16 protein-coding genes are annotated in these 16,754 nt (G+C 63.8%); 5 read left to right on the top strand and 11 right to left on the bottom strand.

Annotation, left to right across the window (positions count from 1 at the left end; all coding sequences use genetic code 11):
- Nucleotides 1-6: 6 nt before the first annotated feature.
- Both FJ967_RS06590 and FJ967_RS06585 read right to left on the bottom strand, forming a co-directional pair.
- Nucleotides 7-1,011: an extracellular solute-binding protein gene (locus tag FJ967_RS06590; protein ID WP_181175690.1), complete on the bottom strand. Its 1,005-nt coding sequence runs from the start codon at nt 1,009-1,011 to the stop codon at nt 7-9.
- A 91-nt stretch (nt 1,012-1,102) separates the two neighbouring features.
- Nucleotides 1,103-2,023 carry a MurR/RpiR family transcriptional regulator gene (locus tag FJ967_RS06585; protein ID WP_140730908.1) on the bottom strand — a complete coding sequence of 307 codons (921 nt, stop codon included), beginning with the start codon at nt 2,021-2,023 and terminating at the stop codon, nt 1,103-1,105.
- A gap of 282 nt (nt 2,024-2,305) precedes the next feature.
- Here FJ967_RS06585 and FJ967_RS06580 point away from each other — a divergent pair, with 282 nt between their 5' ends.
- The 4 genes from FJ967_RS06580 to FJ967_RS06565 all read left to right on the top strand — a co-directional run bounded on the left by FJ967_RS06580 (nt 2,306) and on the right by FJ967_RS06565 (nt 5,536).
- Nucleotides 2,306-3,148 carry a transporter substrate-binding domain-containing protein gene (locus FJ967_RS06580; protein ID WP_246675196.1) on the top strand — a complete coding sequence of 281 codons (843 nt, stop codon included), beginning with the start codon at nt 2,306-2,308 and terminating at the stop codon, nt 3,146-3,148.
- 85 nt (nt 3,149-3,233) lie between these two features.
- On the top strand, nt 3,234-3,980 hold the full coding sequence (locus FJ967_RS06575; protein ID WP_246675195.1) for an ABC transporter permease subunit: 747 nt from the start codon (nt 3,234-3,236) through the stop codon (nt 3,978-3,980).
- 9 nt (nt 3,981-3,989) lie between these two features.
- Entirely contained in the window at nt 3,990-4,721 is a 732-nt protein-coding gene (locus tag FJ967_RS06570; protein ID WP_140730906.1) for an ABC transporter permease subunit, read from the top strand.
- On the top strand, nt 4,721-5,536 hold the full coding sequence (locus FJ967_RS06565; protein ID WP_140730905.1) for an ATP-binding cassette domain-containing protein: 816 nt from the start codon (nt 4,721-4,723) through the stop codon (nt 5,534-5,536). Before FJ967_RS06570 ends, FJ967_RS06565 begins: the two co-directional genes overlap by 1 nt.
- A 120-nt stretch (nt 5,537-5,656) precedes the next feature.
- Here the strand turns inward: FJ967_RS06565 and phnN are convergent, their stop codons facing one another.
- The 9 genes from phnN to FJ967_RS06520 form a co-directional block, all read right to left on the bottom strand.
- Complete coding sequence (gene phnN / locus FJ967_RS06560) at nt 5,657-6,286, bottom strand: phosphonate metabolism protein/1,5-bisphosphokinase (PRPP-forming) PhnN (RefSeq protein WP_181175689.1); 630 nt, start codon at nt 6,284-6,286, stop codon at nt 5,657-5,659.
- Nucleotides 6,283-7,422 (bottom strand): alpha-D-ribose 1-methylphosphonate 5-triphosphate diphosphatase, encoded by a 1,140-nt coding sequence (locus FJ967_RS06555; RefSeq protein ID WP_140730904.1) that lies wholly within the window; start codon nt 7,420-7,422, stop codon nt 6,283-6,285. The genes phnN and FJ967_RS06555 overlap by 4 nt, the downstream gene beginning before the upstream one ends.
- Nucleotides 7,423-7,462: 40 nt before the next feature.
- The gene (locus FJ967_RS06550) at nt 7,463-8,170 is read right to left on the bottom strand and encodes a DUF1045 domain-containing protein (protein ID WP_140730903.1); all 708 of its coding nucleotides are present in this window, start codon (nt 8,168-8,170) and stop codon (nt 7,463-7,465) included.
- Nucleotides 8,171-8,403: 233 nt separating this feature from the next.
- Complete coding sequence (gene iolB / locus FJ967_RS06545) at nt 8,404-9,216, bottom strand: 5-deoxy-glucuronate isomerase (protein ID WP_140730902.1); 813 nt, start codon at nt 9,214-9,216, stop codon at nt 8,404-8,406.
- A gap of 120 nt (nt 9,217-9,336) precedes the next feature.
- Nucleotides 9,337-9,555 (bottom strand): DUF3329 domain-containing protein, encoded by a 219-nt coding sequence (locus FJ967_RS06540; RefSeq protein ID WP_140730901.1) that lies wholly within the window; start codon nt 9,553-9,555, stop codon nt 9,337-9,339.
- 64 nt (nt 9,556-9,619) lie between these two features.
- Nucleotides 9,620-10,537: a myo-inosose-2 dehydratase gene (iolE, locus tag FJ967_RS06535; protein ID WP_140730900.1), complete on the bottom strand. Its 918-nt coding sequence runs from the start codon at nt 10,535-10,537 to the stop codon at nt 9,620-9,622.
- A 51-nt stretch (nt 10,538-10,588) separates the two neighbouring features.
- A complete protein-coding gene (iolD, locus tag FJ967_RS06530; protein WP_140730899.1) occupies nt 10,589-12,439 on the bottom strand; it encodes a 3D-(3,5/4)-trihydroxycyclohexane-1,2-dione acylhydrolase (decyclizing) in 1,851 nt (616 codons plus the stop codon).
- 49 nt (nt 12,440-12,488) lie between these two features.
- Nucleotides 12,489-14,423 carry a 5-dehydro-2-deoxygluconokinase gene (gene iolC, locus FJ967_RS06525; protein WP_140730898.1) on the bottom strand — a complete coding sequence of 645 codons (1,935 nt, stop codon included), beginning with the start codon at nt 14,421-14,423 and terminating at the stop codon, nt 12,489-12,491.
- Between the two features lie 154 nt (nt 14,424-14,577).
- Complete coding sequence (locus tag FJ967_RS06520) at nt 14,578-15,423, bottom strand: MurR/RpiR family transcriptional regulator (RefSeq protein ID WP_140731136.1); 846 nt, start codon at nt 15,421-15,423, stop codon at nt 14,578-14,580.
- Between the two features lie 215 nt (nt 15,424-15,638).
- Here FJ967_RS06520 and FJ967_RS06515 point away from each other — a divergent pair, with 215 nt between their 5' ends.
- A complete protein-coding gene (locus FJ967_RS06515) occupies nt 15,639-16,748 on the top strand; it encodes a Gfo/Idh/MocA family oxidoreductase (RefSeq protein WP_140730897.1) in 1,110 nt (369 codons plus the stop codon).
- Nucleotides 16,749-16,754: the final 6 nt, after the last annotated feature.

Here is a 16,754-nt window from a genome sequence, read left to right as displayed (position 1 = left end):
TCCGGGTTACTGGACGAAATTGGTCTTGTACCACTGCTTCCATTCGGTCTCGTGAGCGGAAGCCACGGCATCGTCGAGATGCGTGTAGGTAATGTTGGTCTCGCGGCCTGGCTTGGCGTCGATGCCCTTGATGATCGGGATGTAGAAGAAGTCGGTGTCGTCGCCATTCTGCATGGCGGCCTGACCCTCGGCGCTGGTGACGAAGGCGATGAATTTTTCCGCCGCGTCCATGTGCTGGGTTTTGGCGCTGATGCCGAGGCCTTGCGGCAGCGACACCGAACCTTCGCTGGGATAGACCGCGACGACGGGTTCGCCGGCGGCGATCTTCGAGAAGATGGCGCTGTCCTGATTGATGCCGACCGAAGCATCGCCGGTCAGCACGGCCTTGTTCACCTTGCCGCCGCTCGACAGGCCCGACAGTGATTTGTTCGTCAGGGTCCTGGCCAGGAGAGCCTTGCCTGCATCCAGGCCATTGGTCTGGAAGAAGCCAGCCAGCCATTGATAGGCCGGACCGGACAGGTTGGGATCCTTGGCCGCTACTTTGCCGGCGAAGGACTGAAGATCGGCCCAGGATTTGGGCATCTTGTCCGCGGCCACCTTCTTGGTGTTGACCTCGATGGCCGTGGTGCTGGTGCCGGTCGGCAGGAAGGCGTGGCTTTGCGGGATCAGCGACTTGCCGAGATCGGTGAAGGACACCTTGTCGTAGGCGGCGGCGGGAACAGCCTGCAGCACATGGTCGGCCGCCATGCGCTCCAGCACGGCGGAGCCGTCGAGCCAGACGATGTCGAATTGCGGGTTGCTGCCTTCGGCGGCGATCTTGCCCAGCGTCTCGCCAGTGCTGCCGGGTTCGACGATGTCGACGGTGAGGCCGGTCTTGGCCTGGAAGGCTTTTGCCACCGGGCCGGCGAAATCAAGCGCATCATAGAGCACGAGGTCGGATGCCGAGGCAGGTGCCGCCATGGCAAGCGTACTCAAACCCATTGCCAAGCAGAAAGTTGTACGTACGCTCATCTTGTTCTCCAGTAGATTTTTCTGAGGCGTAATAAGCCCCATCGTATCATCTATGATGAGGTTGAATGTTTTGTGTCATATTTAGAGTCCCCTACTTTTTTTTATTATTTTTATTCTTTTGGACACCGCGCTTTATCCAGGCTTTGTCTATGGATCCCCGAACTGTGCTTAACCGCTCAAGGGCATCGAAGGCGGCTTCGCTGTTTCGCTTCGCCAGTCCGATGATCATCGCTTCGATGAGGACGATCGTGCCGCCATGCATGGCCAGATGATCGGCTTTGCCGCGCGGAACCGGAAGGTTCTCCGCCACCTTGCCGGTAACCAGCGGGGCCAGATTGTCACTGATCAACACCACCGGAACATCGAACCGCATGGCATGGTCGAGGACGACTTCCACCTCGCGATAGAGCGGCGCGTAGGCCATCATCAGCACGGCATCGCCCTTGCCGAGCCACAGCAAGCGGTCGGCCAGCGCAATTCCCGAAACCGACAGCGCGCTGGTCGGCAGGCCGATACGGTTGAACTGCAGACTGGCATAGTCGGCCATGGCGCCTGACGGACCGATGCCGAAGACATGGCGGCGGCTGGCCCGCGCCAGGATGTCGACACTGCGCTCGAAGGCGGCCGCCATTTCAGGACGCTTGAGCACGTCGAGCACGCTTTCATGGAGGTCGATCACGTGCCGCAGCGCTCCGGCGCTGCCGTCGCCGGTTTCTTGCAAGGTGCGTGCCAGGCGCTTGCCGGGGGATGGCGTGCCGGTCAGGTCCGACAGCAGCATCTGGCGAAGCGCGGACAGGCTTTCGAAGCCTAGCGAACGCGCTGTGCGCACAACGGTTGCGTCGCTGGTGCCGGCGAGTTCTGCGATCTCGGCCGCCGATCCCAGAAGGACGGACTGCTTCTGGTCAACGAAGAAACGCGCCATGCGCTGCTCGGCCGGCGGCAGGCTCTCAAGCACCGCCTGAACGCGGGCATCGACCGTTATCGTTGCATCTTGCGAGGTATCGTCCGTCATGGAGAGCGGCCCGTTCGTATGTAGTGATTACGACGAAATCCAGCATCCGAAATATCTATTACAGGGATGTGACAATGGCGCTCTGGCGACAAGGCGAACATTCAGGCTGCCCTCAGACGAGCGGCAACGCACCATTGGCGCCGGCATGCCCGGCATTTTGACGCGGTTTTCACAAAAAGTTGAAGCGTGGGGACCGCAGATAACAGCCCTTGTCGGAAAATGGGGGCTGGGCTAAGCAATTGGCATCACATGCTTCAAGAACACAAAATGGGAGGGAATACCGTGAAATCATCACGTTGGATGGCGCTCGCCGCGCTGGCGCTCACCTGTTCGACCCCGGCGATGGCCAAGGACTGGAAAACCGTCACCGTGGCGATGGAGGGCTCCTATGCCCCCTGGAACCAGACGGATGCCAGCGGCAAGATCGTCGGGTTCGAAGTCGACATACTGAACGACGTCTGCGGCCGCGCGAAGCTGGAATGCAACATCGTGGCGCAGGACTGGGACGGCGTCATCCCCGGCCTGACCGCGGGCAAGTTCGACATCGTCATGGACGGCATGTCGATTACCGAGGAACGCCTGAAGACCATCGATTTCTCGATTCCCTACGCCTCGTCCCCTGTGGCCTTCCTCGCCGACAAGAACGGACCGCTGGCGCAGCTCTCCAACAGCGGCAAGATGATCGACCTCTCCAAGGACGACGCCGAATCCAAGGCGGCCCTCGACACCTTGCGCAAGGAACTCACCGGCAAGAATGTCGGCCTGCAGGTTTCGACCACGGAAGCGACCTTCGCCGACAAGTATCTCAAGGATGTCGCCAGCGTCCATGAATACAAGACCACGGACGAGCATGACCTCGACCTGATGGCGGGCCGCCTCGACGTGGCTTTCGCCGACACCACCTACTTCCTCGGCACGCTGGCCAAGCCCGACGCCAAGGATCTCGAATTCGTCGGGCCGCAGTTCAAGGGCGGCCCGATCCTGGGACCGGGTATCGGCGCCGCTTTCCGCAAGACCGACAAGGATCTGCAGGACATCTACAACAAGGCCCTCAAGGCCGCCCTCGATGACGGATCGGTGTCGAAGTACAGCATGCAGTGGTTCAAGATCGACATCACCAAGTGATGTCGCAACGGGAGCAGCCTTGGCTGCTCCCGTCCGGCATTGAGGTGTAGTCGCAGCATATCTCGGCGCCCGGAGGGAGACGTGCGTGGAGTTTCTGAATAGCCTGCTGGAACAGATATCGACGGCCTATGACCTGTTGGCCGCAGGCTGGGGCGTGCAATTGCTCTGGGGCATCGGCTGGACCCTGGCGGTGACCTCGGTCTCGATGGTGATCGGTGCGGTGCTGGGATCGCTGGTGGCGGCGGCCAAGCTTTCGCATCGCGGCAGGTTGAGATTTCTCGGCGAGAGCTACACCACCGTGTTCCGCGGCGAGCCGGAACTTCTGATCATCTACCTATTCTACTACGGCGGCACGCAGGTGCTGACGGGCGTGGCGAGGTCCACGGGATCGATAGGGCCGACCGACATTGTGAATATGCCGAGCTTCCTGGGCGGTGTCCTGGCGGTCGGCATCATTTCGGGCGCGTACCAGGCCGAGGTTTTCCGCGGATCGTTCCTGGCGATCCATCGCGGCGAGCTGGAGGCGGCGCGCGCCTACGGCATGTCGGCCTGGCTGCGTTTTCGCCTCGTGATCATGCCGCAGGTGCTGCGTCTGGCGGTGCCGGGGCTGGGCAATGTCTGGCAGCTGACCATCAAGGACTCAGCTCTCATCTCGGTCACCGGCGTCGCCGAGCTGATGCTGACGGCGAACAAGGCGGCGCGTTCAACGCACCATTCGCTGCTTTTCTATACCGTCGCCGGCATCCTTTACCTGGTGATGACGTCGATCTCGACGCCGATCTTCGAAAAGGCCGAGCGTTACACCTCACGCAGCTTTCTGCGTCCGAAGTAAGAGGTGGCGGTGGATTACGACTTCTACCTTTCGACCATGTGGAGCGTGCTGAAAGCACTGCCGCTGACGCTCGAGATCTGGTTTTTCGGCATTGCTTTCGGCCTGGTCATCGCCACCGGCCTGACCTGGCTACGGGCATCGGGGTACAGATCCGGCGAATATTTCACCCGCGCCTATGTCTTCGTCTTTCGCGGATCGCCGCTGCTGGTGCAGCTCTATCTGATCTATTTCGGGCTCTCGCAGTTCGATTTCGTGCGGCATAGCCCGATCCTGTGGCCGATCCTGCGCGATCCCATGTATTGCACGATCGTCGCCATGGCCTTGAACACGGCCGCTTATGAGAGCGAGATCTTCCGGGGCGCGCTCAGGGCCGTGCCGGTCGGGCAGATCGAGGCGGCGAAGGCGTTCGGCATGTCGGCGTTTACCCGCTTCCGCATTGTCACGCTGCCGATCGCGCTGCGGCTGGCGCTGCCGGCCTATTCGACCGAGATCATCCTGATGACGAAGGCGACGGCGCTCGCGTCCGTGGTCACGATCATGGAGATGATGGGAACGGCGCAGAAGATCCAGCACGACACGTTCCGGCCGATCGAGGTGCTGACCTGCGCCGGCGTGATCTACCTGCTGCTCAACCTGTCGATCGCGAGGCTGTTTGCCTGGGTCGAATACGTGCTCTCGCCGCATCTGCGCCCGGCCCCAGACCAGTCCCAGCAGATCAAGCCCGTCCCGGAGGTGTTGTGATGTCGGCAAGTCCCGCCGCAGCCGCGAAAGCGGAACCATCCCACGACGCGACGTCGGCCATCTCGGTCAAGGAGATGCGCAAATGTTTCGGCGACCACGAGGTGCTCAAGGGCATTTCGCTCGAAGCCCACAAGGGCGATGTCATCTCGATCCTCGGCTCCTCGGGGTCCGGAAAGAGCACGCTGCTGCGCTGTATCAATCTGCTGGAGACCCCTGATTCCGGGGAAGTATGGGTGGGCGGCGAACTCATTCGGATGAAGTCGGGCCAGGGTGGCCATCAGACGCCGGCCGATATCCGCCAGGTGGAACGGATTCGCGCCGACCTCGCCATGGTTTTCCAGAGCTTCAATCTGTGGTCGCACATGACCGTGCTGGAAAACCTTGTCGCCGCGCCGGTGCATGTACAGAAGCGCCCGCGCGCCGAATGCCTGGAGCAGGCGGAAGCCTTGCTGAAACGCGTCGGCATTTGGGAGCGCCGCAACTATTATCCGCCTCACATGTCTGGCGGCCAGCAGCAGCGCGCGGCAATCGCGCGGGCGCTCGCGATGAACCCCAAGGTGATGCTTTTCGACGAGCCGACCTCGGCGCTTGATCCCGAACTGGTCGGCGAGGTGCTGCGGGTCATGCGCTCGCTTGCGGAAGAAGGGCGCACCATGCTGGTCGTGACCCATGAAATGGGCTTTGCCCGCGACGTGTCGAGCAAGGTGATGTTCCTTCACAAGGGCGAGGTGGATTCGCTGGGCGAGCCCAAGGAAATGTTCGCCAGACCACCCACGCAGCAGTTCAAGCAGTTCATCACCAACTTCAACAAGTGACGCGCCAGCGCCGGCGAGCCCCGGCGCAATAGGCTCAAACTCTTTGGTTTTCACCCAATTCCCTAGGGCAAGCGCCACGCGCTTGTCCCGGGAACCGTTACGCACTTCCCCGGGATTGCCCTAGATCAGGCCCGACATGTCGGAAAAGGCCATCGCCTTGCGCAGCACTTCGGCGAAGCGCTCGCCGGCTGCCTCGCGTGGACCGCTGTTGTCGATGGAGGTGACGCCTGGACCGGACAGGGTGATGTTGGCGCTGCGCGCCAGCCGGGCCAGCACTTCGCCGCGCGACTCGCGGCCGCGCATCGCCAGGCGCTCCGCCAGCACTTCGGGCGAGGCGGTGATCTCCACGATCGCCAGGTTGGCATAGCGTTCGCGCAAGGTGGGGATTACCGCCCGCGACACGTTGGCCACCGCGACGTGGCCGTTTGAAACCGACCAGTCGACATCGGCGGGCAGGCCATAGCGCAGGCCATGCGCTTCCCAGGAGATGGCGAAGGCGCCGTCTGCCTCGGCCTCGGCGAAGGCGGCGTCGGCCAGCGTGTCGTGATCCTCGCTCGCCGTATCGCTCGGCCTGGTGATGACGCGGCGCACGAATTCGATTTGGGTCTCGTCGGCGAAAAGCGCCTTGGCGTAGCCGATCACCGTGTCCTTGCCGGCGCCGCTGGGGCCGACGACGGCGACGAAGACGCCGTGACGGATCGGAAAGGTCTCGGCGGACAGTTCGCGCTCGATCAAGGCCGACACCATCATGCCACCCGGCGCCCCTGGCGCCAGACGGTGCGCACGACCGGAACATGATCGTCGACGCGCACGCGCACCAGATCGGCGCGGCGGCCCTGCTCGATGATGCCACGGTCATCGAGGCCGATGGCCTCGGCCGGGTTCTTCGACACCATGGCGACCGCCTGCGGCAGCGAAATTCCTTCGACCATGTCGCCGAGGAAGAAGGCCGACTGGATCAGGCTGAAGGGGATGTAGTCGGATGACAATATGTCGAGAAGGCCGTCGCGGGCCAAGGTACGCGCGGAGACATTGCCCGAATGCGAGGCGCCGCGCATGACGTTGGGGGCGCCCATCAGCACGCCGAGCCCGGCGGCCTTGGACGCACGCGCAGCCTCCTGCGTGGTCGGGAATTCGGCGACCCGCACGCCCTGCTCGATGGCCTCATCGACATGAGCCGAAGTGGCATCGTCATGGCTGGCGAGCACGATGCCGCGCTCCTGGCAGGCGGCGGCGATGAAGACGCGGTTCGGTCCGGAATTGCGCGCCGATTCGCCCATCCGCTTCTCGCAGAATTTCTTGAAATCCTGATCCGAGAGCTTCAGCTTGCGCTGATAGTAATAGGCATAGGTCTCGAGATTGACGAACTGGCGCTGGCCCGGCGCATGATCCATCAGCGATGCCAGCTTGACCCGGTCGTCGGTCTCGAAATTGGCGAAGGCCTTGAGGCAGTCCGGTGCCGAGACCTCGCAGCGCAGATGGATGAAATGGTCGGCCCTGAGCCGCTCCTGCTGGACGCTGTCCTCGATCGCGTCGGCGAGCTTGCGGATATCGTCCGAGGTGAGGTCGGCGTCCTCGTCCATGCCGACGCGCAAGGCATCGAGCACGGTGGTGATGCCGGCGGTCGCCACCTGAGCGTCATGCGCCAACACCGCGGCGATCGGATTCCAGCGCACCTTCGGCCGCGGCGCGTAATGGCCTTCGAGATGGTCGGTGTGCAGTTCGACCAGCCCGGGAATGATGTAATCGCCGCCCATGTCCTCGCCAGTGCGGGCAACACCCGCGTCGATGCCGGCGACAAGGCCGTCGCGCAGCACCAGCGACCCCTCGACGATCTCGTCGGCAAGCACGATGCGGGCGTTGGTAAGAACGGTTTCGGCGGTCATTTCAGGCAGTCCTTGCTCTTGGCTATCTCTCGGCGATCGTTCAGGCGGTCTTTCGCGCCGGCCGGCGCCCGAGCGCGTGCTGGGAAAGCACCATGAACGGCGCACCGGGCTCGGGTTCGACAAACAATGTCAGCGCGTCCACCAGCACAGGTTGACGCAACACCTCTGCGAACAGGCTGTCGATTGCTGCGCTGAGACGGGGGCTTTCCTGTGGCCCTGCCCGGCCTGACAGCGTCATGTGAAAGCGGAAGGTCTCGAACACATAGGGGTAGCCCCACTGGCAGAGATTGCGAAACTCGGCCGGCTTCAGCGAGTCCGGGCTGCGCCGCTCGATCTCGGCCTCGGTCAGCGGCGCGCGGAACCGGTCAAAATCGCGGACCACGTCGTCGGCGAAGCGGTTGAGCGAAGGCTGTGGACCATCCGGCACCAGCGCAAAGAAGCCGTCGATCTGGCTGACGACAAGACGCGGGATGGTCACCACGGGCGTCGCTTCGGCAAAATGGTCGAGCGCGGCGCGCAGCGAGGCCTCGGTCTCGTTGGCGGCGAGGCGGAACGGCGCCTTCAGCGTCGCGTGGAAACCATAGCGGCGCGCCGAGGCCGTGTGGAAGGCCACTTCCGCCGCCGACAGCTCGGCAACGGCCTCGACCGGCCTGGTCGCGGCGCCGAAGGGATCCCGGCCCAGCCAGTTGGCGGCGATCCGCGCCAGCGGTTCGTCCTGCCTGGGGGTGAAATAGATGGCGTAGCGCATGGAAAGTCCTCGTTAAAGCGCGCAGGAACGCGCTTTAAGCCTTCATCTGGCGCATGTCTTGCTCCCAAAACCGCTGAACACTTTTGGGAGACATGCACTAACCCGCTGCCATAGGTGATTTCCATGACGGATTGACGAAGCTTTCAAGGGTTTTCGAAGGCAAAGCGACCCCAGGAGTCCTTAGCCGACGATTTTTCCGGACTGAACCAACGATTTCGGCCGAAATGGTCGGCTCACGCCTTCATCAACCATTCATGCTCGGGTGCATTGTGGAATTTCCACGTCCGCTTCGGACCGGCCATGACGTTGAGGTAATAGAGGTCATAGCCGTGGCACGCCGCGCAGGGATGATATCCCTCGGGCACCAGAACGACATCGCCGTCCTCGATCGCCATGGCTTCGTCGAGCGCGCGCCGGCCATCCTTGCCGGCGTCGGTATAGACGCGCTGGAAGGCAAAGCCCTGCGGCGGGTTGAGGCGATGGTAGTAGGTCTCCTCGAGATAGGATTCGGCGGGCAGATTGTCCTGGTCGTGCTTGTGCGGTGGATAGCTCGAGGTGTGGCCGCCGGGGGTGATGACCTCGACCACCAGCAGCGAGTCGGCCGGCTGGCCTTCCGGCAGGATGTTGGTGACATAGCGCGTGTTGGTGCCCTTGCCGCGTACCTCCTGGCCGAGATCGTCGGGCGCAATGACGCGAACCGGCAGTCCGCCGCTTGAGCCCGGCGCCGAGCAGACCGCGAGTTCGAGTTCCATGTCCGCCGCCACCGACCAGTCCGAGCCCTGAGGCACGTAGACGGACCACGGCTTGCCTTCGAAGGGCGACATACGTTCTCCGAGCAGGCCGAGGTCCTTGCCGCCGGCCGTGACCGTGCCCTTGCCGGTGACGAAGACCAGGCAGACCTCGCGGTCGCCGGTGCTACCCGAGGCGTTCTGGCCCGGCTTCAGCCGGTGCAGGTCGAAACCGACATAGGTCCATCCGGCGCTTTGCGGCGTCACATGCGCGACGCGGCCATTGCCCTTGTCGGCTTTGACGAGCAGTTTCGACATTGTTGTCTCTCCTATTCCACTGGCGTGAGGGGCTCCGTGAAGCCAAGCCGTCTGTTCGAAAGGGCCATTGCAGATCTTTGGTCGGCGCGCCGCAAGCTAATCGCCAACGCATGCGATCAGTTACTCCTTCGGTTCGGCCTCGGCCGTCGCCTTGCTCTCATCAACCGGCTTGTAGAGATAAAAAAACTGCCAGACGGCATAGCCGGCGAAGCCGAGCGCGATGACGCCCCAGAACGGCGTGCCGGAGGCGAATTCGATGACCGACCAGACCAGGCAGACCGCAACGACGGCAACGCGCCGCCAGAGCGGCCGGAAGAACGGGTGTTCGTAATCTTTCATCGCGCCATCCGAGAGTTGCTGGACCAGGCCTCAGATAAGCCGCCCGTGGCAACCAATCCAGCCTTCAAGTATTCGGGAAGCCCTGCGTCTCGACCGTGTAGCCGGCTGCGGTCATCACCCGCATCAATTCCTTGTGGCCGACCTGCGCCATTTTCAGCGGCGGGTTCTTCCTCGGGTCCTGCTCGGCCTCGACCACGAACCAGCCTTCATAGTCGTGATCGGCGAAGCGCTGCACGATGGCGCCGAAATCGAGCGAACCGTCGCCCGGCACGGTGAAGGCGCCGAGCGCCACGGCGTCGAGGAAGGACTGTTTGGTGCGATCGAGCCCCTCGATCACATCCATGCGCACATCCTTCACATGGACATGGCTGATGCGCTTGTGATGATTGTCGATGGCGCGCAGCACGTCGCCGCCGGCAAAAGCCAGATGGCCGGCATCGAGCAGCAGCGGAATGCCTTCGCCGGAATGGCGCATGAAGGCGTCGAGCTCCGGCTCGGTCTCGACCACCGCCGCCATGTGGTGATGGTAGGAAAGCGGCATGCCTTGCCCGGCGCACCATTCGCCGAACTCGGTCAGGCGCCGCGCATAGGCCTTCATCTCGTCACCGGAAAGCTTCGGCTTGGTGGCGAGCGGTTTGGAACGGTCGCCCTGGATCGAGCGGCCGACCTCGCCATAGACGATGCACGGCGCATTGACCGCCTTGAACAGCTCGATCATCGGCAGGATCCGGTCCTTATTCCTGCCCATCTCCTCATCGACCAGCGTGCCGGAAAACCAGCCGCCGCACAGCGTCACGTCGGCTGCCTTCAGGATCGGCAGCATGACAGCGGGGTCGTTGGGAAAGCGCCGGCCCATCTCCATGCCGGTGAAGCCGGCCGAGCGCGATTGGCGCAGGCACTCTTCCAGCGAGACGTCGTCGCTCAACTCCGCAAGATCGTCGTTCCACCACGCGATGGGGGACATGCCCAGTTTGGCTTTCAAGTCGTCACTCCGGTTCCAGAACAGTCATTCTCTCGTCGTCGGCGCCAACGTTCAATCGCCGACGCTCTGCATTTGCCGCTTCTCGTCATAGGCCTTGCGGGCTGCGTTCACCTGCGGCCGCGCCGACACCTCTGGCACCGCCACGTCCCACCAGTGGCCGCCGGCATCGGTCGAAACCAGCGGATCGGTGTCGATGACCAGCACGGTGGTGCGGTCGTTCGTCCTGGCCCTCCGCAACGCGTTTTCGAGCCCGGCGATCGACGGCACTTTCTCCGCTATCGCGCCCATGCTGGCGGCATGGGCGGCAAAGTCGACATCGGGCAGGATCTCGTGGCGCGAGTCTTTCAGGAGATTGTTGAAGTTGGCGCCGCCGGTGGCCATCTGCAGCCGGTTGATGCAACCAAAACCCCTGTTGTCGAGCAGCACGATGGTGAGCTTCAGGCCGAGCATGACAGAGGTGGCGATCTCTGAATTCAGCATCAGATAGGAGCCGTCGCCGATCATGACGACGACTTCCTCGTTTGGCTTGGCCATCTTGGTGCCGAGCCCGCCGGCGATTTCGTAACCCATGGTCGAGAAGCCGTACTCGGCGTGGTAGGAGCCCGGCGCACCCGCCTGCCAGAGCTTGTGCAATTCGCCCGGCAACCCGCCGGCGGCATGGAGCAGCGTCACGCCGGATCCCATGGAGCGCTGCACGGCGCCGATGACCTGCGCGTCGGACGGGAAAGCGGCGTTGGTCGACGCCGTCACCTTGGCCGCGTCGGCCTGCCAGGCCTTCTTGCCGCTGGCCGCATTTTCGGTCCAGGCGGTTGGCGCCTTCCAGCCCTTCAGTGCGGCGCCCAGTTCGGCCAGGCCTTCGGCCGCGTCCGCGACCAGGGGCAGCGCGCGGTGCTTGCCGGCATCGAAGGGCTGCACGTTGAGCCCGATGATGGTCTTGCCGGAATTCTTGAACAGCGCCCATGATCCGGTGGTGAAATCCTGGAGCCGCGTGCCGATGGCAAGTACGACATCGGCCTCCTCCGCCAGCCGGTTGGCGGCCGATGTGCCGGTGACGCCGACCGCGGCCATGTTGAGCCTGTGATCGTCCGGCAGCGAGGATTTGCCGCCCTGCGTCTCGCAGACCGGAATGCCGGCAGCTTCGACGAATTTGGCCAGTTCGTCGGAGGCCTGCGAATAGAGCACGCCGCCGCCGGCGATCACCAGCGGCTTCTTCGCGCCCTTGAGTGCCGCGACGGCGGCGGCAAGCTCGTGGCGATCCGGACGCGGCCGGCGCTGGTGCCAGACGCGCTCGGCGAAAAAGCTCTCGGGATAGTCGTAGGCCTCGGCCTGCACGTCCTGGCAGAGCGACAGCGTCACCGGGCCACATTCGGCCGGGTCGGTCAGCACCTGCATGGCGCGGCTGAGCGCCGGGATGATCTGCTCGGGCCGGGTGATGCGGTCGAAATAGCGCGACACCGGGCGGAAGCAATCATTGACCGTCGCCGTGCCGTCGGAAAAATCCTCGGCCTGCTGCAGCACCGGGTCGGGAATGCGGTTGGCGAAGACGTCGCCGGGCAGGAACAGGACGGGCAACCTGTTTACATGGGCGAGCGCGGCCGCCGTCACCATGTTCAACGCGCCCGGACCTATCGAGGAGGTCGCGGCCATGAAGCGGCGGCGGAAATTGGCCTTGCCATAGGCGATCGCGGCATGCGCCATCGCCTGTTCATTGTGGGCGCGGAAGGTCGGCAGTTCGTCGCGCACCTGGTACAGCGCCTCGCCGATGCCCGCGACATTGCCATGGCCAAAGATCGCCCAGACGCCGCCGAAGATCGGCACTTTCTTGCCGTCGATCTCGGTCATCTGGCGGCTGAGGAAGCGGGTCAGCGCCTGCGCCATCGTCAGGCGGATTGTCTTGCTCATGATGTTTCCTCCGCAGTCCTTGATGCCGCCTGTCTGTGCCAGCGTCTTGTTATGCCGCCTTGCGGCCGCGCGCGGCAAGCCAGGCTTCGGTCAGCTGTTCGAAGCGCGACGCCATGTCGGCGACCGCCTCGTCATCCGACATCCTGCCGGAAAGCCACTGTTCGGCGGCGTGTACGAAGATGGTGCGGCCGACGGCGAAGCCCTTGACGATCGGCGCCTTGGCGGTGGCCGCGAAGGCCGCCTCCAGCTCGTCCTGCGGCGCTTCCAGCCCGAGCAGCACGATGCCCCGGCACCAGGGATCGTGCTTCAGGATGACGGCCTCGATCCTGGCCCAGGCGCCGCTCGACGCCTGCGGCTCCAGCTTCCACCAGTCCGGCTTGATGCCGAGCGCATAGAGTTCTTCCAGCGCGCGCGGGATGGTCGTGTCGTCGAGCTTGCCGTTCTTGCCGGCGATGATCTCGACCAGCAACTCGCGGCCTACTTTGCGGGCGGCCTCGTAAAGGCTCTTGAGCTTCTGCTGCTGTTCTTCCTTGAGGTCGGCCGGATCGTCGGGATGGTAGAAGCACAGGCATTTTATGCAGTGATCGACCGGCCATTCGACGAGCTGCGAGCCGATATCCTGCGAGAATTCGAAGCGCAGCGGCCGCGAGCCCGGCAGTTCCACCGGCCGGCCGAGCCAGGCGAAAGGATGCCTGGCGAATTCGAACATCGCCTCGCGGCCATGCTTCTCGTCGATCAGCATGCCGTAGCCGTCGCGCCCGGCGGCGACCTTGGCCGCCGCCTTGACCGCCAGCACCTTGAAATCGCGGATGCGCGCGGGATCGGCGCCGGTCTTGGCCGCGACGTCCTCGAGCTGCACACGGTGGTCGCAGGCGAGCGCCATCAGCGAAGGGATGTCGCGGCGGCGTGTCGTTGCCCAATGGATGTGGTTGATCGCCTCGTCCTTGCGCAGCGCGCGATGCCTGCTGCCGTTCTTGAGGAAGAACTGCAACTCCTCGAAGGTCGGATATTCCGGCGCGCAGAGCAGCCGCGACACGGCGAAGGCGCCGCAGGCATTGGCCCAGGTCGCCGCGGTCTTGAAACTTTCGCCGCCGAGCCAGCCGCGCAGCAGACCGGACATGAAGGCATCGCCGGCGCCCAGCACATTGTAGATCTCGATCGGGAACCCCTCGCCGACGATGCCGTCCTCGAGGTCGTCGCTGATCGGCCCGTCATAGACGATGCAGCCCATGGCGCCGCGCTTCAGCACGATGGTCGCCGCGGACAGCGAGCGGATCGTCTTCAGCGCGCTCAGGCAGTCGTCTGCGCCCGACGCGATCATGATCTCCTCCTCGGTGCCGACGATGAGATCGCAATCGGGCAGCACCGTCTTCAACTGGGCCGAGACCCGGTCCGACTTCACATAACGCTCGAAACCCTCTGCATGGCCGGCAAGGCCCCACAGGTTCGGCCGGTAATCGATGTCGAAGACCACCTTGCCGCCCTTGGCCTTCATGATGCGGATCGCCTTGCGCTGGGCGGCGTCGCTGTTGGGACGGGAAAAATGCGTGCCGGTGACGACGATGGCGCGCGCCGAGGCGATGAACGCCTCATCGATGTCCTCTTCGGCCAGCGCCATGTCGGCGCAATCCGAGCGGTAGAAGATCATCGGCGAGACGCCTTCGCTCTCGACCGAAAGCAGCACCAGCGCGGTGAGCCGTTCCTTGTCGGTCTTCAGCCCGTCGGTGTTGACGCCTTCGCGTTTCAGCTGCTCGCGGATGAAGCGGCCCATCTGCTCGTCGCCGACGCGCGTCAGCAGCGCCGAGCGCAGCCCGAGCCGCGCCGTGCCGACCGAGATGTTGGCCGGACAGCCGCCGACCGACTTGGCGAAAGAGGTGATGTCCTCCAGCCGCGAACCGATCTGCTGGCCATAGAGGTCGACGGATGCGCGACCGATGGTGATGACGTCGAGCGGCGCCTGTCTTGCGTCCACGGCTTCGCTCATTGGAACCTCCCGTCAGTCTTGTCGTCTTGAGCAACGTAGTTGGGGGACACGCGCTAGCGGCTGCGTGGCGCCAGCAATATGAAATAATAATTCCAATCCATAGTCAATATGGAATGAGTGTTCCTTCGTGAATTCGATGTTCCGGGCGTCCCGGTCACGCCTTGCGCTTGCGACCCACGTCGCGCCGTTTCTCGCCGACGCCGACCGTCAGCGCCATGGCCAGCGCCATCGTCGCCGACAGGGAGCGGAAGCCGGCGAAATCGGCTTCCGCGACTTCGAACCAGACCCTGGCGAACTGGGCCAGCGGCGAGAAAGAACTGTCGGTGATGGCAACGATCGGCACGCCTTGCTCGGAAATGGTGCGGGCCTCCTCGATCGTGGCCGGCGCGTAGGGCGAGAAGCTGATGGCGATGACGGCATCCGCCGGCGTGGCGAAGCCGACCATCTCGGCGTTGAGGCCGGCCGCCGATTCGATCAGCTGGTTGCGGATCTTCAGCTTGCCCAGCGCATAGGCGATGTAGGTCGCGACCGGATAGGAACGCCGCTTGGCCAGGACGTAGATGGTCTGCGCCTTTGCCAGCAGCGAAATCGCCTCTTCCAGATGGGCGTCGTCGAGCGTGCGCGAAATGTCGTTGAGCGAGGTGCTGGCGGCGGCGATGAAGCCATCGAAGATCGCCCGGTGACCAGCGCCGCCCTCGGCCTTGGCGCGCAGCGCCTGCAAGCGCTCGTCGTAGGAAGAATTGCGCTCGCGCAGCCGCTCGCGAAACACCTGCTGCAGGCTGGTGAAGCCGTCGAAACCGAGTTGCTGGGCAAAACGGATCAGTGTCGAGGGCTGCACGCCGGCCGAGGCGGCGATGCTGGCGGCCGTGCCGAAGGCTATGTCGTCGGGATTGTCGAGCGCATAGGCGGCGATCTGGGCGATCCGCTTGGGCAAGCTCTCGCGCCGATCAAGGATCGTGGCGCGCAGCGTCTCGAAGTCGCGAGGTACCTGTTCGTCCATCGTCGCCCTGCTCAGGCCTGTCTGGAGCATGATGCGGGTTTCGCGGACAGACGTCTCCGTTTGTCCAGGCATCGTGCTTCGGCTCTGGAACGCTCTCTGTGCCCCATCATAGCGGGCCTGCGCAAGAACACCATAAAAAATGAGACAGACATTCCATTCCGTAGAAAAATGGATTAATTCATCCACGCGATGCTCAAGCAGTGGAGAACAGGCGGATGGTCGGCGTAGGTCTTATCGGCACGGGCTTCATGGGCAAATGCCACGCCATCGCGTGGAGCGCAGTGGGGGCGGTCTTCCCCGATGCGGCCAAGCCGCGGCTGGTCCATCTGGGCGAGGTCAATGAGGATCTCGCCAGGCGCAAGGCCGGCGAATTCGGTTTCGCCAAGGCGTCCGGCGACTGGCGGGCCGTCATTGCCGATCCGGAGGTCGACGTCGTCTCGCTGACGACGCCCAACCAGTTTCATCCCGAGATGGCCATCGCCGTCCTCCAGGCCGGCAAACATCTGTGGTGCGAAAAGCCGATGGCGCCGAGTTTCGCCGAGGCCGAAGCGATGGCGGCCGCGGCCAAAGCGTCGGGCAAGGTTGCGGCGCTCGGCTACAACTACATACAGAGCCCGGCGATACGCCACATCGGGACGCTGCTCGACGAGAAGATCATCGGCGAGGTCAACCATCTGCGCATCGAGATGGACGAGGATTTCATGGCCGATCCCGAGGCGCTGTTCTTCTGGAAGCACGAAGCGTCCTCCGGCTATGGCGCGCTCGACGATTTCGCCGTGCATCCGCTATCGCTGGTGACGGCATTGTTCGGCCGCGTCGCCAGCGTCATCTGCGACATGGCCAAGCCCTATGCCGACCGCAAGCTGGCGGATGGCGGGCGCCGCGCGGTCGAGACCTACGACATCGCCAGCGTGCTGATGCATCTGGAGAACGGCATTGCCGGCACGCTGCTGGTCAACCGCTCGGCCTGGGGCCGCAAGGGCCGCATCGCCATCCAGATCTTCGGTTCCAAGGGCTCGATCCTGTTCGACCAGGAGCGGATGAACGAATTCCAGCTCTACCTCACTTCGGACCGGCCTACCGAACAGGGCTATCGCACCATCCTGGTGGCGCCGCAGCACAAGCCCTATGATCTGTTCGTGCCGGCGCCGGGCCACAGCGTCGGCTTCAACGATCTCAAGATCATCGAATGCCACGAATTGCTGGCGCGGCTTGCCGGCAAGCCGGCGCGGCTCATCGAGTTCGCCGAAGGGCTGGAGATCGAGCGCACGGTGCACGCCATGGCGCGCTCCTTCGAGGAAAAGCGCTGGGTGGACGTGCGCTAGGCCGAT

Source organism: Mesorhizobium sp. B2-3-4 (assembly GCF_006442315.1).
Lineage (GTDB): Bacteria > Pseudomonadota > Alphaproteobacteria > Rhizobiales > Rhizobiaceae > Mesorhizobium.
Note: the sequence above shows the minus strand (reverse complement) of the source record. Positions and strands in the feature narration are given on the sequence as shown.

Coding starts and splice junctions, on each gene's coding strand:
- FJ967_RS06515 (WP_140730897.1), top strand. CDS start 15,639: ATGGTCGGCGTAGGTCTTATCGGCACGGGCTTCATGGGCAAATGCCAC.
- FJ967_RS06555 (WP_140730904.1), bottom strand. CDS start 7,422: ATGACCGCCGAAACCGTTCTTACCAACGCCCGCATCGTGCTTGCCGAC.
- FJ967_RS06590 (WP_181175690.1), bottom strand. CDS start 1,011: ATGAGCGTACGTACAACTTTCTGCTTGGCAATGGGTTTGAGTACGCTT.
- FJ967_RS06550 (WP_140730903.1), bottom strand. CDS start 8,170: ATGCGCTACGCCATCTATTTCACCCCCAGGCAGGACGAACCGCTGGCG.
- iolB (WP_140730902.1), bottom strand. CDS start 9,216: ATGTCGAAACTGCTCGTCAAAGCCGACAAGGGCAATGGCCGCGTCGCG.
- phnN (WP_181175689.1), bottom strand. CDS start 6,286: ATGATGGTGTCGGCCTTGATCGAGCGCGAACTGTCCGCCGAGACCTTT.
- iolC (WP_140730898.1), bottom strand. CDS start 14,423: ATGAGCGAAGCCGTGGACGCAAGACAGGCGCCGCTCGACGTCATCACC.
- FJ967_RS06540 (WP_140730901.1), bottom strand. CDS start 9,555: ATGAAAGATTACGAACACCCGTTCTTCCGGCCGCTCTGGCGGCGCGTT.
- FJ967_RS06520 (WP_140731136.1), bottom strand. CDS start 15,423: ATGGACGAACAGGTACCTCGCGACTTCGAGACGCTGCGCGCCACGATC.
- iolD (WP_140730899.1), bottom strand. CDS start 12,439: ATGAGCAAGACAATCCGCCTGACGATGGCGCAGGCGCTGACCCGCTTC.
- FJ967_RS06585 (WP_140730908.1), bottom strand. CDS start 2,023: ATGACGGACGATACCTCGCAAGATGCAACGATAACGGTCGATGCCCGC.
- FJ967_RS06565 (WP_140730905.1), top strand. CDS start 4,721: ATGTCGGCAAGTCCCGCCGCAGCCGCGAAAGCGGAACCATCCCACGAC.